The organism is Diaphorobacter sp. LR2014-1, from assembly GCF_002916785.1.
In the GTDB taxonomy this organism is placed as follows: Bacteria; Pseudomonadota; Gammaproteobacteria; order Burkholderiales; family Burkholderiaceae_C; genus Diaphorobacter; species Diaphorobacter nitroreducens.
In genome coordinates this window covers 141645-164035 of the sequence record NZ_MTBE01000001.1, presented here as the reverse complement: position 1 = coordinate 164035, position 22391 = coordinate 141645, and the positions used below count along the sequence as shown (strand labels likewise).

General features: G+C 68.9%; 18 protein-coding genes. 12 read left to right on the top strand and 6 right to left on the bottom strand.

The features are described 5' to 3' along the window. Nucleotides 1–17 precede the first annotated feature (17 nt). Together BV908_RS00790 and BV908_RS00785 are read right to left on the bottom strand one after the other, a co-directional pair. Complete coding sequence (locus tag BV908_RS00790) at nucleotides 18–443, bottom strand: hemerythrin domain-containing protein (RefSeq protein WP_047350136.1); 426 nt, start codon at nucleotides 441–443, stop codon at nucleotides 18–20. A 74-nt stretch (nucleotides 444–517) separates the two neighbouring features. Beyond that, the gene (locus BV908_RS00785; protein ID WP_103736916.1) at nucleotides 518–2827 is read right to left on the bottom strand and encodes a nitric-oxide reductase large subunit; all 2310 of its coding nucleotides are present in this window, start codon (nucleotides 2825–2827) and stop codon (nucleotides 518–520) included. Nucleotides 2828–3100: 273 nt separating this feature from the next. Here BV908_RS00785 and norR point away from each other — a divergent pair, with 273 nt between their 5' ends. The 8 genes from norR (at nucleotide 3101) to BV908_RS00745 (ending at nucleotide 13015) form a co-directional block, all read left to right on the top strand. Further along, the gene (gene norR / locus BV908_RS00780; protein ID WP_103736915.1) at nucleotides 3101–4711 is read left to right on the top strand and encodes a nitric oxide reductase transcriptional regulator NorR; all 1611 of its coding nucleotides are present in this window, start codon (nucleotides 3101–3103) and stop codon (nucleotides 4709–4711) included. A gap of 144 nt (nucleotides 4712–4855) precedes the next feature. Then, complete coding sequence (locus BV908_RS00775) at nucleotides 4856–5905, top strand: hypothetical protein (protein WP_103736914.1); 1050 nt, start codon at nucleotides 4856–4858, stop codon at nucleotides 5903–5905. Between the two features lie 82 nt (nucleotides 5906–5987). Beyond that, nucleotides 5988–7376 (top strand): L-serine ammonia-lyase, encoded by a 1389-nt coding sequence (locus BV908_RS00770; protein WP_103736913.1) that lies wholly within the window; start codon nucleotides 5988–5990, stop codon nucleotides 7374–7376. Nucleotides 7377–7434: 58 nt separating this feature from the next. Beyond that, nucleotides 7435–8643, top strand: coding sequence for a pyridoxal phosphate-dependent aminotransferase (locus BV908_RS00765; protein ID WP_103736912.1), 1209 nt, complete (start codon nucleotides 7435–7437; stop codon nucleotides 8641–8643). 179 nt (nucleotides 8644–8822) lie between these two features. Then, complete coding sequence (locus tag BV908_RS00760) at nucleotides 8823–9773, top strand: tripartite tricarboxylate transporter substrate binding protein (RefSeq protein WP_047350142.1); 951 nt, start codon at nucleotides 8823–8825, stop codon at nucleotides 9771–9773. A 45-nt stretch (nucleotides 9774–9818) separates the two neighbouring features. Further along, entirely contained in the window at nucleotides 9819–11387 is a 1569-nt protein-coding gene (locus BV908_RS00755) for a class I adenylate-forming enzyme family protein (RefSeq protein WP_103736911.1), read from the top strand. Nucleotides 11388–11414: 27 nt separating this feature from the next. Continuing rightward, complete coding sequence (locus tag BV908_RS00750) at nucleotides 11415–12410, top strand: tripartite tricarboxylate transporter substrate binding protein (protein WP_103736910.1); 996 nt, start codon at nucleotides 11415–11417, stop codon at nucleotides 12408–12410. A 137-nt stretch (nucleotides 12411–12547) separates the two neighbouring features. Next, nucleotides 12548–13015: a PaaI family thioesterase gene (locus tag BV908_RS00745; protein ID WP_103736909.1), complete on the top strand. Its 468-nt coding sequence runs from the start codon at nucleotides 12548–12550 to the stop codon at nucleotides 13013–13015. Between the two features lie 16 nt (nucleotides 13016–13031). Here BV908_RS00745 and BV908_RS00740 read toward each other — a convergent pair whose 3' ends face one another. From BV908_RS00740 to BV908_RS00725, 4 genes are all read right to left on the bottom strand, one after another. Then, nucleotides 13032–14051 carry a tripartite tricarboxylate transporter substrate binding protein gene (locus BV908_RS00740; RefSeq protein ID WP_103736908.1) on the bottom strand — a complete coding sequence of 340 codons (1020 nt, stop codon included), beginning with the start codon at nucleotides 14049–14051 and terminating at the stop codon, nucleotides 13032–13034. A gap of 233 nt (nucleotides 14052–14284) precedes the next feature. Further along, nucleotides 14285–15271, bottom strand: a complete 987-nt coding sequence (locus BV908_RS00735; RefSeq protein WP_012655225.1) for a tripartite tricarboxylate transporter substrate binding protein — start codon at nucleotides 15269–15271, stop codon at nucleotides 14285–14287. Between the two features lie 45 nt (nucleotides 15272–15316). Continuing rightward, complete coding sequence (locus BV908_RS00730; RefSeq protein ID WP_103736907.1) at nucleotides 15317–16471, bottom strand: acyl-CoA dehydrogenase family protein; 1155 nt, start codon at nucleotides 16469–16471, stop codon at nucleotides 15317–15319. A gap of 72 nt (nucleotides 16472–16543) precedes the next feature. Next, on the bottom strand, nucleotides 16544–18118 hold the full coding sequence (locus BV908_RS00725; RefSeq protein ID WP_103736906.1) for an AMP-binding protein: 1575 nt from the start codon (nucleotides 18116–18118) through the stop codon (nucleotides 16544–16546). A gap of 209 nt (nucleotides 18119–18327) precedes the next feature. Between BV908_RS00725 and BV908_RS00720 the strand changes: the two genes are divergently transcribed. The 4 genes from BV908_RS00720 to BV908_RS00705 all read left to right on the top strand — a co-directional run bounded on the left by BV908_RS00720 (nucleotide 18328) and on the right by BV908_RS00705 (nucleotide 22385). Further along, on the top strand, nucleotides 18328–19506 hold the full coding sequence (locus BV908_RS00720) for a thiolase family protein (protein WP_103736905.1): 1179 nt from the start codon (nucleotides 18328–18330) through the stop codon (nucleotides 19504–19506). Between the two features lie 65 nt (nucleotides 19507–19571). Then, complete coding sequence (locus BV908_RS00715; RefSeq protein ID WP_103736904.1) at nucleotides 19572–20339, top strand: SDR family NAD(P)-dependent oxidoreductase; 768 nt, start codon at nucleotides 19572–19574, stop codon at nucleotides 20337–20339. Between the two features lie 183 nt (nucleotides 20340–20522). Further along, nucleotides 20523–21287: a crotonase/enoyl-CoA hydratase family protein gene (locus tag BV908_RS00710; protein WP_011803576.1), complete on the top strand. Its 765-nt coding sequence runs from the start codon at nucleotides 20523–20525 to the stop codon at nucleotides 21285–21287. A 99-nt stretch (nucleotides 21288–21386) separates the two neighbouring features. Then, nucleotides 21387–22385, top strand: a complete 999-nt coding sequence (locus BV908_RS00705) for a tripartite tricarboxylate transporter substrate binding protein (protein ID WP_103736903.1) — start codon at nucleotides 21387–21389, stop codon at nucleotides 22383–22385. The last annotated feature ends 6 nt before the right edge of the window (nucleotides 22386–22391 follow it).

Below are 22391 nucleotides of genomic sequence, written 5' to 3'. Positions count from 1 at the left end.
GAAAAATAGAGTGGGCCTTAATGCGCCAGGGCCTCCTCGGCCTCGATGCGCGGGTAGAAGTCGCGGTTTTCCCGCTGCATGCGTTCGTACACATGGCGCAGCACGGTGTTGGCATCTGCACGGAAACCCTCGGCGTCGGTGCGCACGCGCTCCGGCGTGTTCCAGCGCCGTGCGAAGTCCATGTACGCCGCGGCAATCGCCCCCATCTCGCGCTGGAACTGTTCGCCCAGGCGTGCCAGTTCCGCGTCGGCGCCCTGGCGCAGCGCGGGGTACAGCAGGCGGTCCTCGACGGCCAGGTGCAGCTTGATGGTGGAACTCATGGCCACGATGCCCTGCGCAATCGCCGTCGCGTTGTGCTCCACGCCGCTGTGTGCCAGCTGGCGCAGGGTGGCGATCTGGCCCAGGATGTCCCGGTGCTCGTGCTTGAAGCGGTCGATGTTCATGGCGGTTCTTCAAAAGGTCCGAGGGCGGGACCGGGCGCGCCGCGCGGGGCGGCGCACCCGGTATCCGCGGTGCGTCAGCGGTTGGCGCCTGCCAGGGCTCCGGTGCTCGGGGCGGCCGGGGCGCGGGGGGCGAACAGCACGCCGCTCACCACCTGCCAGGTCACGCACAGGGCGCCGGTGATGAACACCAGGTCACCGAAGGTGCGCACCCAGCGCAGGGTCTCCAGGAACGGCTGCTGCAGGAACTCCTCGCTGCGCGCGTACCACAGGCCGTGGGTCACGCTGGCGTGGAACTGGAACAGGCCGATCGGCAGCAGGCTGGTGGAAATCATCAGCACCAGGCCGGCGTTGAGCCACCAGAAGCCTGTCTTCATCAGGCGTTCGTTGAACTGCATCTGCGGACGCACGTAGCGCAGGATCAGCAGCGTGAAGCCCAGGGCCAGGAAGCCATAGACCCCGAACAGTGCGGCGTGGGCATGCACCGGCGTAGTGTTCAGGCCCTGGATGTAGTACAGCGAGATCGGCGGGTTGATCATGAAGCCGAAGACGCCGGCGCCCAGCATGTTCCAGAAGGCCACGGCGACGAAGCACATCAGCGGCCAGCGCAGCTTGGCCATCCATGGGGCCTTGTGCTGCAGGCTCCAGTGTTCCCAGGCCTCATGGCCCAGCACCACCAGCGGCACCACTTCCAGCGCGCTGAACGATGCGCCCACGGCCATCACCGGGGTGGTGGTGCCGGCGAAGTACAGGTGGTGGAAGGTGCCGGGCACGCCGCCCAGCATGAAGAGGGACGCTGAGGCCAGGCTGGCGGCCGTGGCCATGCGGTAGGACACCAGGCCCAGGGTCGAGAAGATGAAGGCCAGCGCCGTGGTGGCGAAGACCTCGAAGAAGCCCTCCACCCACAGGTGCACCACCCACCAGCGCCAGTACTCCATCACCGAGATGTGGGTGCGCTCGCCGTAGAACAGGCCGGTGCCATAGAACAGGCCGATGCAGACCACCGAGCAGGTCAGGAGCGCCAGCAGGTTCTTGTCCTGGCCGTTGGGGGCCAGCAGCACGGGGAAGATGGCGCGCGCCATCAGCACCAGCCAGAAGGCGATGCCGGCGAACTTGCCGATCTGCCACAGGCGCCCCAGGTCCACGTATTCATAGCCCTGGTGGCCGAGCCAGAAGCTCCACTCCTGGGGCATGACATGGGCGATGGCCAGGTAGTTGCCGACGAAGGAGCCCACGCAGACCACGACCAGCGCCCAGAACAGCACGTCCACGCCGAGCTTCTGGTACTTGGGGTCCTTGCCGCCGTTGATCACCGGGGCCAGGAACAGGCCGGCGGCCAGGAAGCCCGTGGCGATCCAGAACAGCGCGGCCTGGATGTGCCAGGTGCGCGTGAGCGCGTAGGGGAACCACTGCGAGAGGTCGATGCCGTAGAAGGTCTGGCCTTCGAGCGTGTAGTGCGCGGTGAAGCCGCCGATGAACACCTGGAACACGAACAGCGCCACGACCAGGAACAGGTACTTGCCCAGGGCGCGCTGCGAGGGCGTCAGGGCCACGCGCGTGAGCGGGTCATGGGCCGGAGGAACGGGGTCCTGCTCGTCATGCTTGCGCAGGAACGCCCAGCCCCACACCAGGAAACCCACGCCGGCCATCATGATGACCACGCTCATGACCGACCAGACCATGTTCTCGCCCGTGGGCTGGTTGCCGATCAGGGGCTCGTGCGGCCAGTTGTTGGTGTAGGTGGCGCCGTTGCCGCCGCCCAGGTCGGCGGAGCGCTCGGTGGAGGCGGCCCAGGAGGTCCAGAAGAAGAAGCCGGCCATCTGCGCGCGGCGCTCGGCGCTGGGCAGGGTGTTCTCCTTCATGGCGTAGCTCTCGCGCGTCTTCTGCAACGAGGGGTCGTTGCTGAACAGCTTGTCGTAGTACTGGGCGGTCATGGCGATGGCCTCGGCGCGCAGCGGCGAGATCACCATCGTGTCCTTGGCCTTGTCGTAGGTGTTGGTGCGGTACTCGGTCTTGAGCCGGTCACGCAGCACTGCCTGTTGGCCCACGTCCAGATCGGCAAACGCCTTGCCATGGTCCTTCTGCGCGGCCAGTTCGAGCCAGGCTGTCAGCTCGCGGTGCAGCCAGTCGGCCGTCCAGTCGGGCGCCTGGTAGGCACCGTGGCCCAGGATGGAGCCGAGCTGCATGCCGCCCACCGACTGCCAGGCGGTCTGGCCGTCGAGGATGCCGTCCTTGGTGTAGAGCGGCTTGTCGCTGCCCTGCACCAGCACCTGCCCCGGGATCGGCGGCGCGGTGCGGTAGACCTCTGCGCCGTAGAAGCCCAGCAGGCTGAAGGTGACAATCAACACGCCTATCAGCGTGTACCAATACTTGGCGTACTTACCCATGTTGGGCCTCCGTCATTGTGTTTATCAAGCGGTGCAGCGGGGCGAAGGGTGGGGGGACTTTCCTTGCGCCCTCGCAAGGGTGCGCGGGCCGGGCCCGGCACACCGTGGGGGAGGGGGAGTAACGATGCATGGTCGAACAGTCGCGGTAAGAGATGCCTCTCCTCTTGCAATCCCTGGGCCAGCGGCGCTGCCATGGAAAATCAAGGGTTTACACCATCGTGGGTAAAATAGACCCATATCAATTTGGGTAAAAAACACCTTTAAAGGGTTTTTATGACCATTGTTGAGGCATCGCATGCGGCCGCCACCTCTGCCCTGCTGCTGTGCGCCGACCTGGGGGCCGAGCTGCCCCAGGCCGTGCGCCTGCAGCGCTTGGTGGATCTGCTGCGCACGCAGTTCGGCTGCGGGGCCGTGGCCCTGCTGCGACTGGAGGAGGAGCGTCTGCGCCCCGTGGCCGTCACCGGGCTGGTGAGCGACGCCCTGGGCCGGCGTTTTGCCGTAGGCCAGCACCCACGGCTGGCGGCCATCCTCACGCGGCGCGAGGTGACCTGCTTCGAGCACGACAGCCAGTTGCCCGACCCCTACGACGGCCTGCTCGACACCCTGGTGGGCGAGCCGCTGCCCGTGCACGACTGCATGGGCGTGGCCCTGCACGTGGAGGGGCGGCCCTGGGGCGTGCTCACGCTGGATGCCCTGGCCACCGGCACTTTCGGACCCGCCGCGCGCCAGCGGCTGGGCCAGTGGGTGCCGCTGGTGGAGGCCGTGGTGCGCGTGGCGCGGCTGGAGCAGGAACTGCGCACCCTGCGCATGGCCGCGACCGGCCCGGCCGAAGGCGACCTGGCCCTGGCGACGCCCGAGCGCGGCGGCGCCGGCGAGCTGGAGATCGTGGGCGAGAGCCCGGCGCTCAAGCGGCTGCTGCATGAGCTGAGCGTGGTGGCCGCGTCCGAGCTGCCCGTGCTGCTGCTGGGCGAGACCGGCGTGGGCAAGGAGCTGTTCGCGCGGCTGCTGCACCACCAGTCGCCGCGGCGCGCCCGCCCGCTGGTGCACGTGAACTGCGCGGCGTTGCCCGAGTCGCTGGCCGAGAGCGAGCTGTTCGGCCACGTGCGCGGCGCGTTCTCGGGCGCGGTGAGTGACCGGGCGGGCCGCTTCGAGGCCGCCGAGGGCGGCACGCTGTTTCTGGACGAGGTGGGGGAGCTGCCCCTGTCCGTGCAGGCCAAGCTGCTGCGCACGCTGCAAAACGGCGAGATCCAGCGCCTGGGCGCCGACCGCCCGCGCAGCGTGCACGTGCGCGTGATTGCGGCGACCAACCGCAACCTGCGCGAGCAGGTGGCCAGCGGGGCCTTCCGCGCCGACCTGTACCACCGCCTCTCGGTCTACCCCGTGCCCATTCCCCCGCTGCGCGAGCGGGGCAACGACGTGCTGGTGCTGGCCGGCCGCTTTTTGGAGCTCAACCGCGCCCGCCTGGGGCTGCGCAGCCTGCGCCTGTCGCCTGACGCGCAGGCCGCGCTGCGCCGCTACCGCTGGCCGGGCAACGTGCGCGAGTTGGAACACGTGATCAGCCGCGCCGCGCTCAAGGCCCTGAGCCGCGGCGTGGACCGCAACGAGATCGTCACGCTGGAGGCCGGCCTGCTGGACCTGGACGCGCTGGACGAACCCGTGGCCACGCCCCGCAGCGATGCCCCCATGGCACCCGCGGCAGGCGGCGCCTTGTCGTTGGCCGCGCCCACGGGCACGCTGCGCGACGCGGTGGATGCCTGCCAGCGCCAGGTCCTGAATGCGGCTCTGGTGGCGCATGGCGGCAACTGGGCGCAGGCTGCGCGCATGCTGGACGTGGACCCCAGCAACCTGCACAAGCTCGCGCGGCGGCTGGGCCTCAAGGGATGAGGCTCCGCGCAGGGTTTTGAAACAAAATTGCCTCTAGCGCTTATCCAGTAAGCGGTAGAAGCTATTAATTGAGTAGCAAAAAGCCTCCCCTCGGGAGGCCGCCACCGTTGGCGCGGGGCTCGCGCTCTGCGACACTGGGGCGCCATGGCCTCCTCCATCGACCCGCCCCGTCCGCCGCTGGCACCCGCCGTGCGCGTGCTGGCCGAGGCTGCGCTGCAGCGGCAGAACTGGCTGCTGGCCGCGCCGGCAGCGCCCACCCCGGCGGGGGCCGCGCCAGCAGGCTCCGCGCCGACCGACGCTCCCCCTGTGCCGTTCTCGCCAAACCTGCTGCCGCCGGCGCTGGCCCCCATGCCTGCCGTGCCGGCAGGCCGTGAGCGGGTAAGCCTTTCCGATCAGGCACGCCAGGGCCTGCAGGCGATGGCTGGCGGCGCGGTTGCACCGTCCAGGGCAGCGGCCGCATCCCACGGGCCGGCGGCTCTTTCCGCCGATGCCGTGGCCGACGAGGGCGCTTTTGCGCGCGCCGCGGCCATCCCTGCGCCGTGGCCTGCCCAGGGTGTGGGGGCGCCGCTGCTGCGGCTGTTGAATACGCTGGTGCAGCAACTCGGCCCGGCAGGCGGCGCGGCGCCGCGTGTGCTGGCGGCCCAGCCGTGGCCCGCCGGCACCGACCCGGCGGCCGGCGGCACCGGACTGCCGGCTTTGCAGATTGCGCGCGTGGCGCAAGGCATGGTGTACACGCCCGACGGTGCGCGCGGCTTCACGCTCACGCTGCGCCTGCCTGCTGCCGCAATGCCTGCGCTGCCGTCTGCGCCCACCGCGCCAGCGGCCCTGCCGGTGGGCTTTGCCGGACCGCCGCAGGCGCTGGCGCCCGGACTGTTCGCGCTGGTGCTGCAAGGCCCGGGCGCCGCGGGCCAGCGCACCAGCGGGTGGCTGTCGCTGGACCTGGCGCCGGCGCCCGGTGCGGCCGCCGTGGTGTACGGGCGCGACCCGCTGCAGGCGCGCACCGACCCCTGGCTGGCCCTGGCCGCGCTGCAGGCCAGCGGCCAGTCGCGTGTGCAAGAACACGACCGTGCGGCCGAGCCCCCCTGCAGCGCGCCCGGCTGCCCCTACGAAGGCCGCGCACCCTGCGTGCAGCCCTTCTGCCTGGCGCTGCGCGTGCAGCCGGCGCCGCTTGCGGCACCGACGGGGCCTGGCTAGGGCGAAACACCCGATTCCCTTGCCATCGCGACCGCGCCAGCATGGCGCACGACCGTAACCCTTGCCCTCTGGAGTCTTGCCCATGGCCGTCAGCGTTTTCGACTTGTTCAAGATCGGCATCGGGCCGTCCAGTTCGCACACCGTGGGGCCCATGCGCGCTGCGCGGCTGTTCGCGCAGCGGCTGGCGCGCGAGGGGGTGCTGGCGCAGGTGGCGCGCGTGCGCAGCACGCTCTACGGCTCGCTGGGCGCCACGGGGCGCGGGCACGCGAGCGACCGCGCCGTGCTGCTGGGCCTGGCCGGCCATGCGCCGGACACCGTGGAGGTGGACGCCATCGAGCCGCTCATCGCCCGCATCCGCAGCCGGCGCCGCCTGCCGCTGGCCGACGGCCCCGAAGTGGCATTCGACGAGGCGGCCGACCTGCTGCTGGTACCCGACGTCACGCTGCCACTGCACGCCAACGGCATGCGTTTCGAGGCTTTCGATGCGGCGGGCGGCACGCTGGCCGCGCAGGTGTATTACTCGGTGGGCGGCGGCTTCATCGTGAGCGAGGAGGCGGCCGCTGACGCACAGCGCCAGGCCGCCATAGCGCCCGACACCGAGGTGCTGCCGCTGCCCTTTCACAGTGGCGAACAGCTGCTGGCGCAGGCCGCGGCGCAGGGCGGATCGATCGCGCAGGTGATGCGCGTGAACGAACGCCACTGGCGCACCGACGCCGAGATCGACGCCGGCCTGCTCACCATCTGGCGCGCCATGCAGGACTGCGTGGCGCGCGGCTGCAGCGTGGGCGGCGTGCTGCCCGGCGGCTTCCAGGTGCGCCGGCGTGCGCCCGCGCTGCACCAGGCGCTGCAGAACGCGCCCGACACCCAGCAGGACCCGCTGCAGGTGATCGACTGGGTGAACCTGTTCGCCCTGGCCGTGAACGAGGAGAACGCCGCCGGCGGGCGCGTGGTCACGGCCCCCACCAATGGCGCGGCGGGCATCGTGCCAGCAGTGCTGCATTACTACTGGCGCTTCATTCCCGGCGCTACCGAGGCTGGCGTGGTCGACTTCCTGCTCACGGCTGGCGCCATCGGCATCCTGTACAAGGAGAACGCCTCCATCTCGGGCGCTGAGGTGGGCTGCCAGGGCGAGGTGGGGGTGGCCTGCTCCATGGCTGCGGCGGGCCTGTGCGCCGTGCTGGGCGGCACGCCCGCGCAGGTGGAGAACGCCGCCGAGATCGGCATGGAGCACCACCTGGGCCTGACCTGCGACCCGGTGGGCGGGCTGGTGCAGATCCCGTGCATCGAGCGCAACGCCCTGGCTTCGGTGAAGGCCATCAACGCCGCGCGCATGGCGCTGCATGGCGACGGGACGCACCATGTGAGCCTGGACCAGGTCATCAAGACCATGCGCGAGACCGGCGCGGACATGATGACCAAGTACAAGGAGACTTCGCGCGGCGGCCTCGCGGTGAACATCGTGGAGTGCTGACGCGCTACGACCCGTAGCGCCCTGTTTCCCATACCTTTTCGCTTTCCATCTGACCCGCATGCACAACCCCGCTTCGCCCACCGATACCCTCCTGCCCGCCCTGGCGCGGCCCGCCATCCAGAGCCTGGGCGGATCGCTGATCCGCGAAGTCGCCAACACCGGCATGGGGCGCGCGGACGTGCTGCCCTTCTGGTTTGGCGAGTCCGATCAGCCCACGCCGCAGTTCATCCGGGATGCGGCGGCGCAGTCGCTCGGTTCGGGCGAGACCTTCTATTCGCAGAATCTGGGCCGGCCCTACCTGCGCGAGGCCATCGCGCAATATCTGTCGGACCTGCACGGACGCGAGGTGTCCGCCCAGCGCATCGGCGCTGTGGCTTCGGGCGATACCGGGCTGATGCTTACCTGCCAGATGCTGCTGTCGCCGGGCGACCGCGTGGTGGCCGTCACGCCGCTGTGGCCCAACCTGCTGGAGATGCCGCGCATCCTGGGCGCGCAGGTTGAACGCGTGCCACTGGCGGTGCGGGGCGGGCGCTGGACGCTTGCGCTGGATCGGCTGCTGGATGCGCTCACGCCGGGCACGCGCATGCTCATCCTCAATTCACCCAACAACCCCACAGGCTGGACCATCGATGAGGAAAGCCTGGTGGCGATCCTCGCGCACTGCCGCCGCCATGGCATCTGGATTCTGAGCGACGACGTGTACGAGCGTCTGGTATACGACCCGCAGCTGGCCAGCGCACCTTCTTTCCTGCGCCACTACGCACCGGGCGACCGCATCATCTCGGTCAACAGTTGTTCCAAGGCGTGGTGCATGACGGGTTGGCGCGCGGGTTGGATGGTGGTGCCCGAGGCGCTGGAGGCCGACCTGGGCAAGGTCATTGAATACAACTTCTCGTGCATCTTCGAGCCCGTGCAGCGCGCCGCAACGGTGGCTTTGCAGCAGGGCGAGGCGCATGTGGCGCAGCTGCGCGCGGGCCTCGTGGAAAGCCGCCGGCTGCTGGTGCAAGCGCTGCGTGCCGTGCCGGGTGTGGAAGTGCCCGATGCCGGCGGGGCGATGTACGTGTTCTTCCGCCTGGCGGGCTTTGACGACTCCCTGGCGCTTGCCAAACATCTGGTGAGCGAGGCCGGCTTGGGCCTGGCGCCGGGCGCGGCCTTCGGCCCCGAGGGTGAAGGCTGGCTGCGCTGGTGCCACGCGGTGTCCGACGGGGCCAGACTGCGTGAGGGCGTGGAGCGTCTTGCGCGATTCGTGCAGCGTGCCACGGCTTGACAGGCGTGTGCGGCCGGTGGCCGCAGTCACCACGTGTACACGCGTCCCCGCCGTCCTTTCAACCTGCCTAAGCATGGGTTGCTGAATCACGAAGCGTGTCTCCCATGAAACCCTGAGCCGTCGCCGTCAGCCTGCCCTTATCGTGTGGTGAACCCCATTGCACACGACAAGGACACGACATGCCCCTGCGCAGCCATCTGCTTGCCCTCTGCCTGACCGCCCTTCCGCTGGCCACCTGGGCTGCCTGGCCCGAGCGTCCCATCACCATCGTCGTGCCAGCCGCTGCGGGCGGCACCACCGACATCGCGGCGCGCGTGCTGGCCGAGAAGATGGCCAAGGACCTGGGCACTTCCATCGTCGTGGAGAACAAGGGTGGCGGCGGCGGCAGCATCGGCACCGCGCAGGTGGCGCGCGCGAAGCCCGACGGCTACACGCTGCTCATGGGCAATATCGGCCCGGTGGCGATCAACTTCAGCCTCTACAAGCAGCTCAGCTACAAGGAAAGCGACCTGCGCGGCATCACCAACGTGATCTCCGTACCCAACATCCTCGTGGTGCATGCCGACTCCCCCGTGCGCAGTGCGCAGGAGCTGGTCAGCCTGGCGAAGACGCGCCGCCTCAATGTGTCCACCTCGGGCGTGGGGCAGTCCCCCCACATGTCCTCGGAGATGTTCCGTCAGAAGTCCGGCATCGAAGTGACCCTGGTGCCTTATCCCGGCGCGGCGCCTGCCGTCACGGCGCTGCTGGGGCAGCAGGTGGATTTCATGATCGACAACCTGCCCAGCTCCATGCCGCACATCAAGGCCGGCAAGTTCCGCGCGCTGGCCATCACCAGCGCCGAGCGCTCGGCACAACTGCCTGATGTGCCGACCATGGCCGAGGCCGGCGTGCCCATGCAAGTCACGGCCTGGTTCGGCCTGCTGGCGCCGACCGGCACGCCCGATGCGGTGGTCGAGCGCCTGCAGCAATCGGCGCGCAAGGCCATGCAAACGCCCGAGGTGCGCCAGCGTTTTGCCGAACTGGGCGGCGTGCCCGGTGGCGAGACGCCTGCCGAGTACGACGCCTTCATCGCCCAGGAACGCAAGAGCTGGGCACAGATCGTCAAGGCGGCGGGCCTGTCCCTCGAATAACCAGGGCGGGGCACGCGCCCCGTCTTTTCACTGCTCTCCCATTCCATGCATCCAGACATCGAACACCTGCTGGCCCAGCCCTTCGGCTCGCTGCCCGAACTGATTGAACGCCAGGCCGCGCACCGCCCTGGCCACGCCGCCCTGGTCCTGGAGGGCCAGCGGCTGGACTACGCCGCGCTGCACGCCGGCATGGACCGCGTGGCGCGCAGCCTGCAGCGTGACGGCATGCAACCCGGCGATGTGGTGGCCATCTGCGCAGGCACCTCGGTCGAATATGTGCTGGCCTACCTGGGCGCTCTGCGCGCCGGCGTGGCCGTGGCGCCGCTGGCGCCTTCGGCCACGGCCGAGCACCTGAGCGCCATGCTGGACAACTGCGGCGCGCGCCTGGTGCTGCGCGACCGCGAGGTGGCCGCGCAATGGCCGCTGCATGCGGGCGCTGCGCTGCGTTGCGTGGCCCTGGACGATGCGCCCGAAGCGGGCGAGCCCTGGTCGCAATGGCTGGTCCAGGGCGACGGCGCACCGGCACCGATCACGCCCGCGCCCGACTGGCCGTTCAACGTGATCTATTCCTCGGGCACCACGGGTGTGCCCAAGGGCATCGTGCAGTCCTGGGCCATGCGCTGGGCGCATGTGCGGCGCGCAGTCACCAACGGCTACGGGCCCGATGCCGTCTCGCTGTGCGCCACGCCGCTGTATTCCAACACCACGCTGGTGGCGGCGCTGCCCACGCTGGCGCTGGGCGGCACGCTGGTGCTGATGCGCAAGTTCGATGCCACGCGCTATCTGGCGCTGGCCCAGCAGCACGGCGCTACCCACACCATGCTGGTGCCCGTGCAGTACCAGCGCCTGATGGCCTGCCCGGATTTCGACCGCACGGACTTGAGCCGGCTGCAACACAAGTTCTGTACCAGCGCGCCCTTCAGTGCCGCGCTCAAGGCCGAGGTGCTGCGGCGCTGGCCGGGCCGGCTCATCGAGTACTACGGCATGACCGAAGGCGGCGTGCGCTGCGAACTGCACTGCCATGACTTTCCGCATAAGCTGCACACCGTGGGCCGCCCGGGCGAGGGCGCCGACATCCGGTTCATCGACGAGCAGGGGCGCGAACTGCCTGCGGGCGAGCAGGGCGAGATCGTCGGCCGCTCGGCTGGGATGATGAGCGGCTACTACCGCCTGCCGGACAAGACGCGCGAGGCCGAGTGGTTCGATGCGGAAGGCCGGCGCTACATCCGCAGCGGCGACGTGGGCCGGCTGGACGCGGACGGCTTCATCGTGCTGGGCGACCGCAAGAAGGACATGATCATCACGGGCGGCTTCAACGTCTACCCGAGCGACATCGAGGCTGTGCTGTGCCAGCACCCGCAGGTGGCCGAGTGCGCCGTGGTCGGCGTGCCCTCCGAGCAGTGGGGCGAGACACCCGTGGCCTATGTGGTGGGGCGCTCGGGCTCACAGCACACCGCAGAAGAATTGCGCGAATGGCTCAACACCCGCGTGGGCAAGACCCAGCGCGTGGCCGACCTGCGGCTGGTCGAGCGCCTGCCGCGCAGCGAGATCGGCAAGGTGCTCAAGCGCACGCTGCGCGAGCAGTACCTGCAAGCGGCGCCCATCGCCGGCTGACTTTCCTCTCACCACCCGGAGACTGCCATGTCACTGCCTCGTCCCTCGCGGCTGCGCCGCGCCTTGCTCGCCAGCATGGCCCTGACCGCCAGCGCCCTGCTGGCGCCCGTTGCCTACGCCGCGGACGCCTGGCCTTCCAAGCCGATCCAGCTCGTGATTCCCTACCCGCCTGGTGGCAGCGCCGACCTGCTGGGGCGCCCCTTGGCGATGCAGTTGCAGCAGCAGCTGGGCCAGCCCGTGGTGCTGGAGTACAAACCCGGGGCGGGCGGCACACTGGCCTCGCAGTATGTGGCGCGGGCCAAGCCCGATGGCTACACCGTGTTCATGGTGCTGGCCGCGCATGCCATCAACGACAGCCTCTACCCCAAGCTGCCCTACGACACGCGCAAGGACTTCGCCCCCGTGTCGCTGGTGGCCAACCTGCCCATGGTGGTGGCGGCCAGCGGCAAGCTGCCTGCAAAGAACATCCATGAGCTGATCCAGGCCGCCAAGGCGGCGCCGGGCAAGCTCACCTTTGGCTCGGCCGGCAACGGCAACACCGGGCACCTCGCGGCGGAATACTTCAGCAGCATTGCCGGGGTCAAGATGACGCACGTGCCCTACAAAGGCAGCGCCGGCGTGGTCAACGCCATGCTGGCGGGTGACATCGACCTCACGTTCGACAGCATCTCCACCTCCATGCCGCACATCCGCAGCGGGCGCATGCATGCGCTGGCCGTCACCAGCCCACAGCGCTCGGCCCTGGCGCCCGAGGTCCCGACGGTGCAGGAGCAGGGCATTGCCGGCTTTGACGTGACCGGCTGGTATGCGCTGATCGCGCCAGCCGGCACGCCGCCCGAGATCACCCAGCGCCTGAGCCGCGAGATCGCCGCCGCGCTGCGCCAGCCCCAGCTGCAATCCCAACTGGCCGCCGGCGGCTACGAGCCCGTGGGCTCCACCCCCGAGGCGCTGCAGGCGCACATCGAGCGCGAGATCACGCGCTGGGCCGCCGTGGTCAAGTCCACGGGGGCAAGAGTGGATTGACACCCCCTGAGCCGCTGCGCCGCTTCCCCCGCTCGCGGTTGCGCCGGCGCGGCGCGGCCGGCATAGGCCGCTTGCGCGGCCGCCCGTGCCTGGGCCCTGCCGTGCGGGTGCACCATGAACCACTGACAATCCCCTTCATGCAACAACCGTCTTCCATCACCGCCGACATTCCCCTGAGCCCCTTCGCCGGCGAAGCCCCCGACATGTTCTTTGGCCTGCCCATGGCCATGGCCCGCGCCATGGCGCTGCGCGGTGAGCGCATCGGCCACGACATGGCCCAGGTGCGCATGCGTTTCCAGGCGGACCAGGCCAACAGCCGCGGCGAGGTCCATGGCGGATCGATCGCTACGCTGCTGGACTGCACGCTGGCTGCGGCGGCGCGCGCGCACGACCCGGCTGCCTATGGCGTGGCCACCATCGACCTGACGCTGCATTACGTCGCCGCGGGCGCGGGCGATCTGATTGCCACCGCGCGCTGCGAGCGGCGCGGCCGCTCCATCAGCTTCGTGCGCGGCGAAGTGCGCGCCGAGGACGGCACGCTGGTGGCCATGGCGACGGGCAGCTTCAAGCTGATCGCCCGCTCCACTGCATCCGCCAGCGCCTAGGCGCCAGCGGGGCTGCTCAGCTGGGTTGGACGCCTGCAGCTTGCAGCAGGCGGCCCCAGACAGGGGCTTCCTGGGCCCACAGGCGGGCGAACTTCTCGGGCGTGTCGTCGTTCACCGGTACGAAGCCGGCGGCGATGATGCGCGCCAGGCCCTCGCGGCTGGCCACGGCGTGGTTGGCGGCCTGGGCCCATTGCCGCGCCACGTCGGCCGGCATGGCTTTGGGGCCGGCAATCGCCAACCAACCCACAATCGACAGCGCATCCTGTGGGTAGCCGGCCTCGGTGAAGGTGGGCACCTCGGGCAGCAGCGGCACGCGACGCGGGCCGGTCACGGCCAGCGCGCGCAGCTTGCCCGCGTCGACGTGCGCCTTGAGCGACAGCAGGCTGCCCATGCCGATCTTGATCTGTCCGCCCAGCAGGTCCTGCACCATCGGCGCCTCACCTTTGTAGGCCACATGCGTCATGTCGGCGCCGGCCACCTCGCTGAGCGTGGTGCAGGCCAGTTGGCCGTGCGATCCGATGCCGTAGGAGCCATAGGTCAGCTTGCCCTTCTGGGAGCGGATCCAGGCCATGAAGTCCTGCAGGTTCTGCGCCGGCGTGTCGGCGGTGACCACCAGGGCGATCGGCGCGAGGCACACGCGCACCAGCGGCGTCAGCTCGGTCAGCGGGTCGTAGGGCGTTTTCTTGTACAGGTACTTGTTGGTCAGCATCGACGAGGTGGTGCCCAGCAGCGCGGTCATGCCGTCGGGCGGCGCCTTGGCGACCATCTCGCCGGCGATCAGGCCGGCCGCGCCGGGCTTGTTGTCCACCACCACCGACTGGCCAAAGCGCTGCGCCATGCGCTCGCCCAGTATCCGGGCGATCACGTCGGTGGCGCCGCCAGCGGCAAAGGGCACCACCACCCGCACGGGGCGGGTGGCGAAGCCGGCGGGCGCGGCCTGCGCCCGTGCGCCCAGCGGGCCTGCCGCCGCGGTTGCGGCGGCCAGGGCCAGCAGGTGGCGCCGGTTCCATCCAAGGGGGTGGGCTTCGTGTTTCATCGCGCGTCTCCTTTGCCTGTATGGCATCTCAGTTATCCATAGCGCTACGCACCGGCCGCAGCCCATGCAACCGGCGCACCCCAAGCCAGGGCCGCCACCAAGCAAGGGCCTATGCCGGCCTAGGCCCGCGCCGCGCCGCTCCGCCCCGCAGCGAGGGCTGCGTCCCCTGCCCGCATGGCAGCAATGCGAGAGCGGGGGCAGGCGCGAAGCGACTCGGGGGGCGTCGTTTCATCTCAGTCCATCGAGATCTTGGCGGCCTCGGCCACGGCCTTCCAGTGGGCAGCGTCCTTGTCGATCTGGGCCTTGAAGTCGTCGGGCAGGGACCCCACGGGGATCAGGCCCATCTCGGTCAGGCGCTTGTTCAGCTCGGGCGACTTGACGATGGAACTCACTTCGCTGCCCAGCTTGTCCACGATGGCCTTGGGCGTGGTGGCGGGCACGAACATGCCGAACCAGCCGTTGGCTTCCAGGCCGGGGTAACCGGCTTCGGTCATGGTGGGCACCTGGGGCAGGGCCGGGTGGCGCTGTGCGCCGGTGATGGCCAGGATGTTGATCTTGTCCGACTTGATGTGCGGGTAGGCGGCCGTGGCGTCCACGAAGGCCAGCGACAGTTGCCCGCCCAGCATGGCCGCCATCTCGGGGCCCGAGCCCTGGTAGGGAATGTGCGTGATGTCGATGCCGGCCTTTTGCTTGAAGCGCTCGCCGTTCATGTGCGACGAGGTGGCGTTGCCGTAGCTGCCGAAGTTGAGCGTGCCGGGGGCTGCCTTGGCCTTGTCCACGAACTGCTGCAGCGTGGTCACGCCCGAGCTGCGCGGCACCATCAGCAGGTCGGCCGACTTGGCCACCTGCGACACCGGGGCCAGGTCGCTGAGCTTGTAGGGCACCTTCTTGTACAGCGCCGGGATCTGCACCACGGTGGTGATGCCCATGAGCACCGTGTAGCCGTCGCCGGGCGCCTTGGCCACGGTGTCGTTGCCCAGGATGCCACTGGCCCCGGGCTTGTTTTCCACCACCACGGCCTGGCCCAGGCGCTGGGACAGCTGCGTGCCGATCAGGCGGGCAATGATGTCCGTGCCGCCGCCGGCCGGATAGGGCACGATGACGCGGATGGGTTTGCTCGGGTAATGGTCCTGCGCCTGTGCGGCGCCCACGCCGCACGTGGCGGCCAGGGCGATCAGGGGTAGCCATTGGCCCAGGGTCTTGCGCCGGGTGAATGCCATGGGTGTTGTCTCCTTGGGTTTTATGTAGAAAGGGAATGGCTCGTGCTACAGCGTGCGGGCGATGATTTCCTTCATGATCTCGTCGCTGCCGCCGTAGATGCGGCCGATGCGGGCATCGGTCCAGGCGCGGCCCACCTGGTATTCGGTCATGTAGCCGTAGCCGCCGTGCAGTTGCAGGAATTCATCGAGCAGCTTGTTCTGCAGCGCCGTCGCGTTGAGCTTGACCATGGCGGCGCGCTCGGGCGTCAGCTTGCGCTGCATGTGCAGCTTCATGCATTCGTCGACGAAGGTGCGCAGCATGGTGGCCTGCGCCTTGGCCTCGGCCAGCTTGAAGCGCGTGTTCTGAAACTCGAACACGGTCTGGCCGAAGGCCTTGCGCTCGCGCGTGTAGTCGACGGTCTTTTGCAGGAAGGACTCGATGCAGCGGGCCGCGCGCACCGCCACCACCAGGCGCTCCTGGGCCAGCTCCTGCATCAGGTACTTGAAGCCCATGTTCTCCTCGCCCAGCAGGTTGCCCACGGGCACCTTCACGTTGTCAAAGAACAGCTCGGAGGTGTCCTGCCCCATCAGGCCGATCTTTTCCAGCTTGCGGCCCTTGCTGAAACCCGGCGTGCCGTCTTCCACCACGATCAGCGACACGCCCTTGGCGCCCAGGTCGGGCGCGGTCTTGCAGACCACGATCACGATCTCGGAATTGATGCCGTTGGTGATGAAGGTCTTGGCACCGTTGATGACGTAGTGGTCGCCTTCGCTGCTCTTGACCAGTTTGGCGGTGGTGCGCACCGACTTCAGGTCGCTGCCCGCGCCGGGCTCGGTCATGGCAATGGCACCGATCATTTCGCCGGCGGCCATCTTGGGCAGCCAGCGGTCGTGCTGCTCCTGGTTGCCGTAGGCGTAGATGTAGGGCGCCACGATGTCCGAGTGCAGCGGAAAGCCCAGCGCCGTGGCGTTGGTGCGGCCCACTTCCTCGATCAGCACGGCCGCGTGGCCGAAGTCACCGCCGCTGCCGTAGGGCTCGGGCAGCATGGTGTTGAGCAGCCCTTCGCGGCCGGCCTTGCGCCACACTTCCTTGGGCACGATGCCGTTGCGCTCCCAGTCGGCCAGGTGCGGCACGATTTCCTTGTCGAAGAAGTGGCGCACGGCGTCACGGAACTGTTCATGGTCTTCACGGAAAACGGTGCGCTGGATCAGGTCTTGCATGGTCGGTGTCTCAGGGTCTAAATGTCTAAATGGGCTTTAGCGCTTATCTGGTAAGCGCTAGTAGCTATGATTTCAGGAGTCTCGCAGGGCAAACCCCGCCTGCGGCTCGTCACGAAAGCGCTCCTTCAGCTTGCGGCGCAGCAGCTTGCCGGTCTCCAGGCGCGGCAGCGCATCGACGAACACCACGCGCTGGGGCAGCTTCATGCGCGCCAACACCTCGGCCGCCTGGGCGGCAATGGCGCGTGCCGTGTCCAGCGAGGCCTGCGCGCCGTGGCGCAGCACCACGGCTGCCAGGGGCTGCTCGCCAAAATCGGGGTGGGGTACGCCCACCACGGCCACCTCGTACACGTCGGGGTGGCGCATCAGGGCGTTCTCGATCTCCTGCGGGTACAGGTTGACGCCCCCCGAGAGGATCAGGTCTGCGCGCCGGTCGCTTAAGTAAAGGTAGCCCTCGGCATCCACATGGCCGATGTCGCCATAGGTGATCCAGCCGCGCTCGTTGATGGCCTGGCGCGTCTTCTCTTCGTCGTTGAGGTAGCTGAACTGCCCGCCGCCCGAGAAATACACCTGCCCGATCTCGCCCGCGGGCAGCTCCTGCCCGTCGTCGCCCACGATGTGCAGCCGCCCCGTGGTGGGCCGTCCGACCGAGCCGGGGCGCCGGCGCCACTCGGCCGAATTGATCATCGTCGTGCCGCAGCCCTCGGAGCCCGCGTAGTACTCCATCAGGATGTCGCCCCACCAGTCGAGCATGGCGTGCTTCACATCCACGGGGCAGGGCGCGGCGGCGTGGATGGCCACGCGGTGGCTGGACAGGTCGTAGCGCTGGCGCACGGCCTCGGGCAGCTTGAGCATGCGGCCGAACATGGTGGGCACCCACTGGCTGTGGGTGACGCGGTAGCGCTCGATGAGGGCCAGGGCGGTCTCGGCGTCAAAGCGCTCCATGATCACGGCCTGCCCGCCCAGCTCCAGCACGCGCAGCGTGTAGCGCAGCGGTGCAGCGTGGTACAGCGGCGCGGGCGAGAGGTACACGGTGTCTTCGCCCATGCCCATGATGCGCGCCGTGCCCAGTGCCTCGGGGTCGGTCTGGCCGCGCAGGTGGGCGGGCCACAGGGGCTTGAGCACGCCCTTGGGCCGGCCCGTGGTGCCCGAGGAATACAGCAGATCGCGCCCCAGCGGTCGGTCGGCGAAGTCCGCAGGCGGCCCCTGCAGGGCGTCGAGCGCGGCCTGTAGCGATGGGGCCTGCACCGACGCGGCTTGCGCAGGGGCCTCGTCCACCGTCCAGCAGGGCAGGGGATGGTGGGCCTGCAACTCGGCCAGCTGGGGCAGGGTCTTGGCGGACGCCACCACCAGCCGCGCGCCACAGTCCTGCACGATGTAGGCCACCTCGGCCGGTGTCAGGTGCGTGCTCAGCACGGCGGCATATAGGCCGGCCTGCCGGGCTGCCAGCGCCAGCGCCAGGATCTCGACGCGGTTTTCCAGCACCACCGCGAAGCGCTCGCCCGCCTGCAGGCCCTGGGTGTGGAGCCACTGCGCCATCGCCAGGGCACGTTGCGCCACTTCGCCGGCGGTGAAGCGCGCGCCTGTCTCGGCCATGACCAGTACCACCCGGTCGGGAGCTGCCGCCGCGCGGCCAAAGAAGTCCTGCATACCTGTCACCCGTTGCTCCTCGGTGCGCCGCCATGGGGACTGGAGTCACCCAAAAATGCGAAATGCATGTCTCACAAAAATGTTGTGTGAGACGATTTTTTCAGGCGCACAGGCCAAAACACATCGGGTAAACACGGTCTTCAGCACATTCAAACCGGCTGAAAATCATTTTTAATGGATCATTTGTCTCACAAACACATGGAGTCAGCATGAATATTCCCGTCATCGTCGATGCCATCCGCAGCCCCATGGCCCGGGCCAAGCCCGATGGCGCACTGGCCGAGGTGCATCCTGTGGACCTGCTCTCGCAGGTGCTGGAGCAACTGGTCGCCCGTAACCAGTTGGATCCCGGCACGGTGGACGACGTGATCTGCGGCTGCGTGAGCCAAGCCGGCGAGCAGGCGGGCACGCCCGGGCGCCTGGCCTGGCTGGCGGCGGGCCTGCCTGCGCACGTGCCCTCCACCACCATCGACCGCAAATGCGGCTCCAGCCAGCAGGCCGTGCACTTCGCGGCGCAGGCCATCATGGCGGGCACGCAGGACATCGTGATCGCCTGCGGCGTGGAGTCGATGAGCCGCGTGCCCATGGGCAGCTCGCGCATGGGCAAGAACACTACCGGACCGCGCTTTGACGCCCGCTACGCCCCCGGCTTGGTGGGGCAGGGTGTCTCGGCCGACCTGGTGGCCGCCCAATGGGGCCTGGACCGCACCGCGCTGGACACCTATGCCGCGCGCTCGCACCAGCGTGCCCACGCGGCGCAGTCCAGCGGAGGCTTTGCGCGCGAGATCGTGGGCATCGACACCCCCGCCGGCCGCGTGACGGCAGACGAGACCATCCGCGCCGGCACCACGGTGGACAAGCTCGCCGGCCTGAAGGCCGTGTTCGAGAACGAGGAGCTGTCCGCGCGGTTCCCGCAGATCCAGTGGGCCACTACGGCCGGCAACGCCTCCCAGATGACCGACGGCGCCAGCGCCATGCTCATCATGAGCGAGCAGCGTGCCCAGCAGCTGGGCCTGCGCCCGCGTGCGCGTTTCGTGGCCTTCGACGTGGTGGGCGACGACCCGCTGTACATGCTCACCGCGCCCATCCCGGCCACGCAGCGCGTGCTGGCCAAGGCGCGCATGAAGCTGGACGATATCCACCACTACGAAATCAACGAGGCCTTTGCCTCGGTGCCCATGGCATGGCAGAAGGAGCTGAAGGCTGACGGCGAGCGCCTGAACCCGCGCGGCGGCGCCATTGCGCTGGGCCACCCGCTGGGCGCCTCGGGCCTGCGCCTGATGACCACCATGCTGCACGCGCTGGAAGACAGCGGCCAGCGCTACGGCCTGCAGTCCATGTGCGAGGCCGGCGGCATGGCCAACGCCACCATCATCGAACGTCTGTAACTATTGATTTGATAGCTGCTGGCGCTTGATGGACGGGCGCTGGAAGCCAAAATGAGGAAAAAAGCATGAAGCTGCAACAAGGAATGACCGCCCTCGTCACGGGCGGGGTCTCGGGCCTGGGCGAGGCCTCGGCCGTCGCGCTGCTGGAGCGTGGCCTGAACGTGGTGGCCGTGGACCTGAACGACGAGCGCGGCCAGGCCATGGAACAGCAATACGCCGGCCGCCTGCGCTATGTGAAGGCCGACGTGTCCGACGAAGGCCAGATGCAGCAGGCCATCGCCGCGGCCGAGGCGTTCGGCAACTTCCGCGCGCTGGTGCATTGCGCGGGCATCGGCGGCCCGGTGCGCCTGATCGAAAAGGACGGCAGCCCCGGCTCGCTGGAGAAGTACATCAACATCATCCGCGTGAACCAGATCGGCACCTTCAACACGCTGCGCCTGGCGGCCGTGGCCCTGGCCAAGAACGAACCCATCGACGGCGAGCGCGGCGCTTGCGTGCTCACCGCGTCGGTGGCGGGCTACGAGGGGCAGATCGGCCAGATTCCCTATGCCTCGTCCAAGGCGGGCGTGATCGGTATGACCATCGTGGCGGCGCGCGACCTGGCCTCCAAGTTCATCCGCGTGTGCACCATCGCACCAGGCCTGTTCGACACGCCCATCCTGGCCAAGCTGCCCGAGGCCGTGCGCCAGTCGCTGGGCGCATCGGTGCCCAACCCCGCGCGCTTGGGCCACCCCTCGGAATACGCGCTGACCGCCCTGCACATCCTGGAGAACCCCATGCTCAACGGCGAGACCATCCGCCTCGATGGGGCCATTCGCATGCAGCCTAGGTGATCAGGACACCCCCCTGAGCGGCTGCGCCGCTTCCCCCCGCTCTCGCTTCGCTGCGCTACGCGGGCAGGGGGACGCAGCCCTCGCTGCGGGGCGGCCCTTGCTCGGCTGCCCGGGCCTCAGGTCGCGCCGGTTGCATGCAGTGTGGGCCATGCAGCGCGATCAAGAACTGAAAGGAATTTTTTAATGACATCCACGGTACTGGTCGAAGTGCGCGGCAACGTGCAGATCATGACGCTGAGCAACCCCGAGGCACGCAATGCCGCCACGCTGGAGATGGCCGAAGCCATGGTGGCCGCGCTCGATGCGCTGGACAGCAACCCGGCGCTGCAGGTGGGCATCGTCACCGGCGCGGGTGGCACCTTCTGTGCGGGCATGGACTTGAAGGGCTTTCTGCAGGGCAAGCGCCCGAGCATCGCCGGGCGGGGGTTTTGTGGCCTCACGCAAAAGCCGCCGCGCAAACCGCTGATCGCCGCCGTCGAGGGCTACGCGCTGGCCGGTGGCTTCGAGCTGGTGCTGGCCTGCGACCTGATCGTGGCCGCCCGCACAGCCAAGTTCGGCCTGCCCGAGGTCAAGCGGGGTTTGGCGGCCACCGCTGGTGGCCTGTTGCGCCTGCCCAAGCGCCTGCCCTACCACGTCGCCATGGAATGCATCCTCACCGGCGACATGTTCGGCGCCGAGCGCGCCCAGGCCCATGGCCTGGTCAACCGCCTGGTCGAGCCCGGCCAGGCGCTGGACGCCGCCCTGGAACTGGCCCAGACCGTGGCGGCCAATGGCCCGCTGGCGCTAATCGCCAGCAAGCGCGTGGCGCAAGAGTCGGCCGACTGGCCGCAGGCCGAGATGTTTGACCGCCAGGCCGTGATCACCGCGCCGGTATTCGCCTCGCAAGACGCACGCGAAGGGGCCACGGCCTTTGCCGAAAAGCGCCCACCTGTCTGGCAAGGTGTTTGATGAAATAAGAGGCTCAAACGCCCGTCCATAAAGCGCAATGCGCTATCTATTAAATAGCAATTGACAGCCCAACACTACCAGGACCGAAGGAGACAAAACATGCCTTTCCACCATCACCGCCAAGCGCTGCGCCTGGCGGGCGCCACCGCCCTGCTGGGCCTGGCCGCCCTGACGGCGTCGCACCCCGCACGGGCCGACGCCGCCTGGCCCACACGCCCCATCACCTTCGTCGTGCCCGGCGCGGCCGGCGGCACCACCGACACGCCTGTGCGCTTCATGGCGCAAAAGCTCAGCGAGCGGTTGGGCCAGCCCATCGTGGTGGACAACAAGCCCGGCGCGGGCGGCTCGCTGGGCAGCAGCCTCGTGGCGCGCGCGCCGGCCGACGGTTACACCGTGCTGGTGGGCAACACCGGCTCCAACGCCATCAACTACACCGCCTATCAGAAGCTCCCCTACAAGGCCGAGGACTTCGTGGCGCTGACCGACATGATCTCGTTCGCCAACGTGCTGGTCGTGCCGGTGAAGTCGCCCATCAAGAGCCTGAAGGAGCTTGTCTCCACGGCCAAGCGCGAGCCGGGCAAGCTGGCTTTCTCGTCCGCGGGCGTGGGCCAGACCACGCACCTCATGGGCGAGCTGCTGCGCCAGAGTGCGGGGGGGGACGTGGTGCACGTGCCCTACAAGGGCTCGGCGCCTGCCACCATGGCCATCGTGGCCGGCGAGACCCAGTTCATGTTCGACAACCTCACGGGGTCGCTGGGCCATGTGAAGGATGGCAAGCTGCGCGCGCTGGCCGTGACCGGCTCCACGCGCGAGCCCGAGCTGCCCGACGTGCCCACCATGACCGAGCTGGGCATGAAGGACTTCGACAAGGTGGGCTGGATGGGCTTCTTCGTGCCCGCCAAGACGCCGCCGGCCGTCGTGAAGAAGCTCACCGACAACCTCGTCGCCGTGCTGCAGGACCCGGCCGTGGTCCAACGCTACCGCGAGCTGGGCGGCCGCCCCGGGGGCATGGCGAGCGAGCAGTTCTCGAAGATCGTGGAGCGCGACCGGCAGGACTGGGGCGACTTGATCCGCAGCCAGAAGCTGCAGCTGGACTGAAAGGAG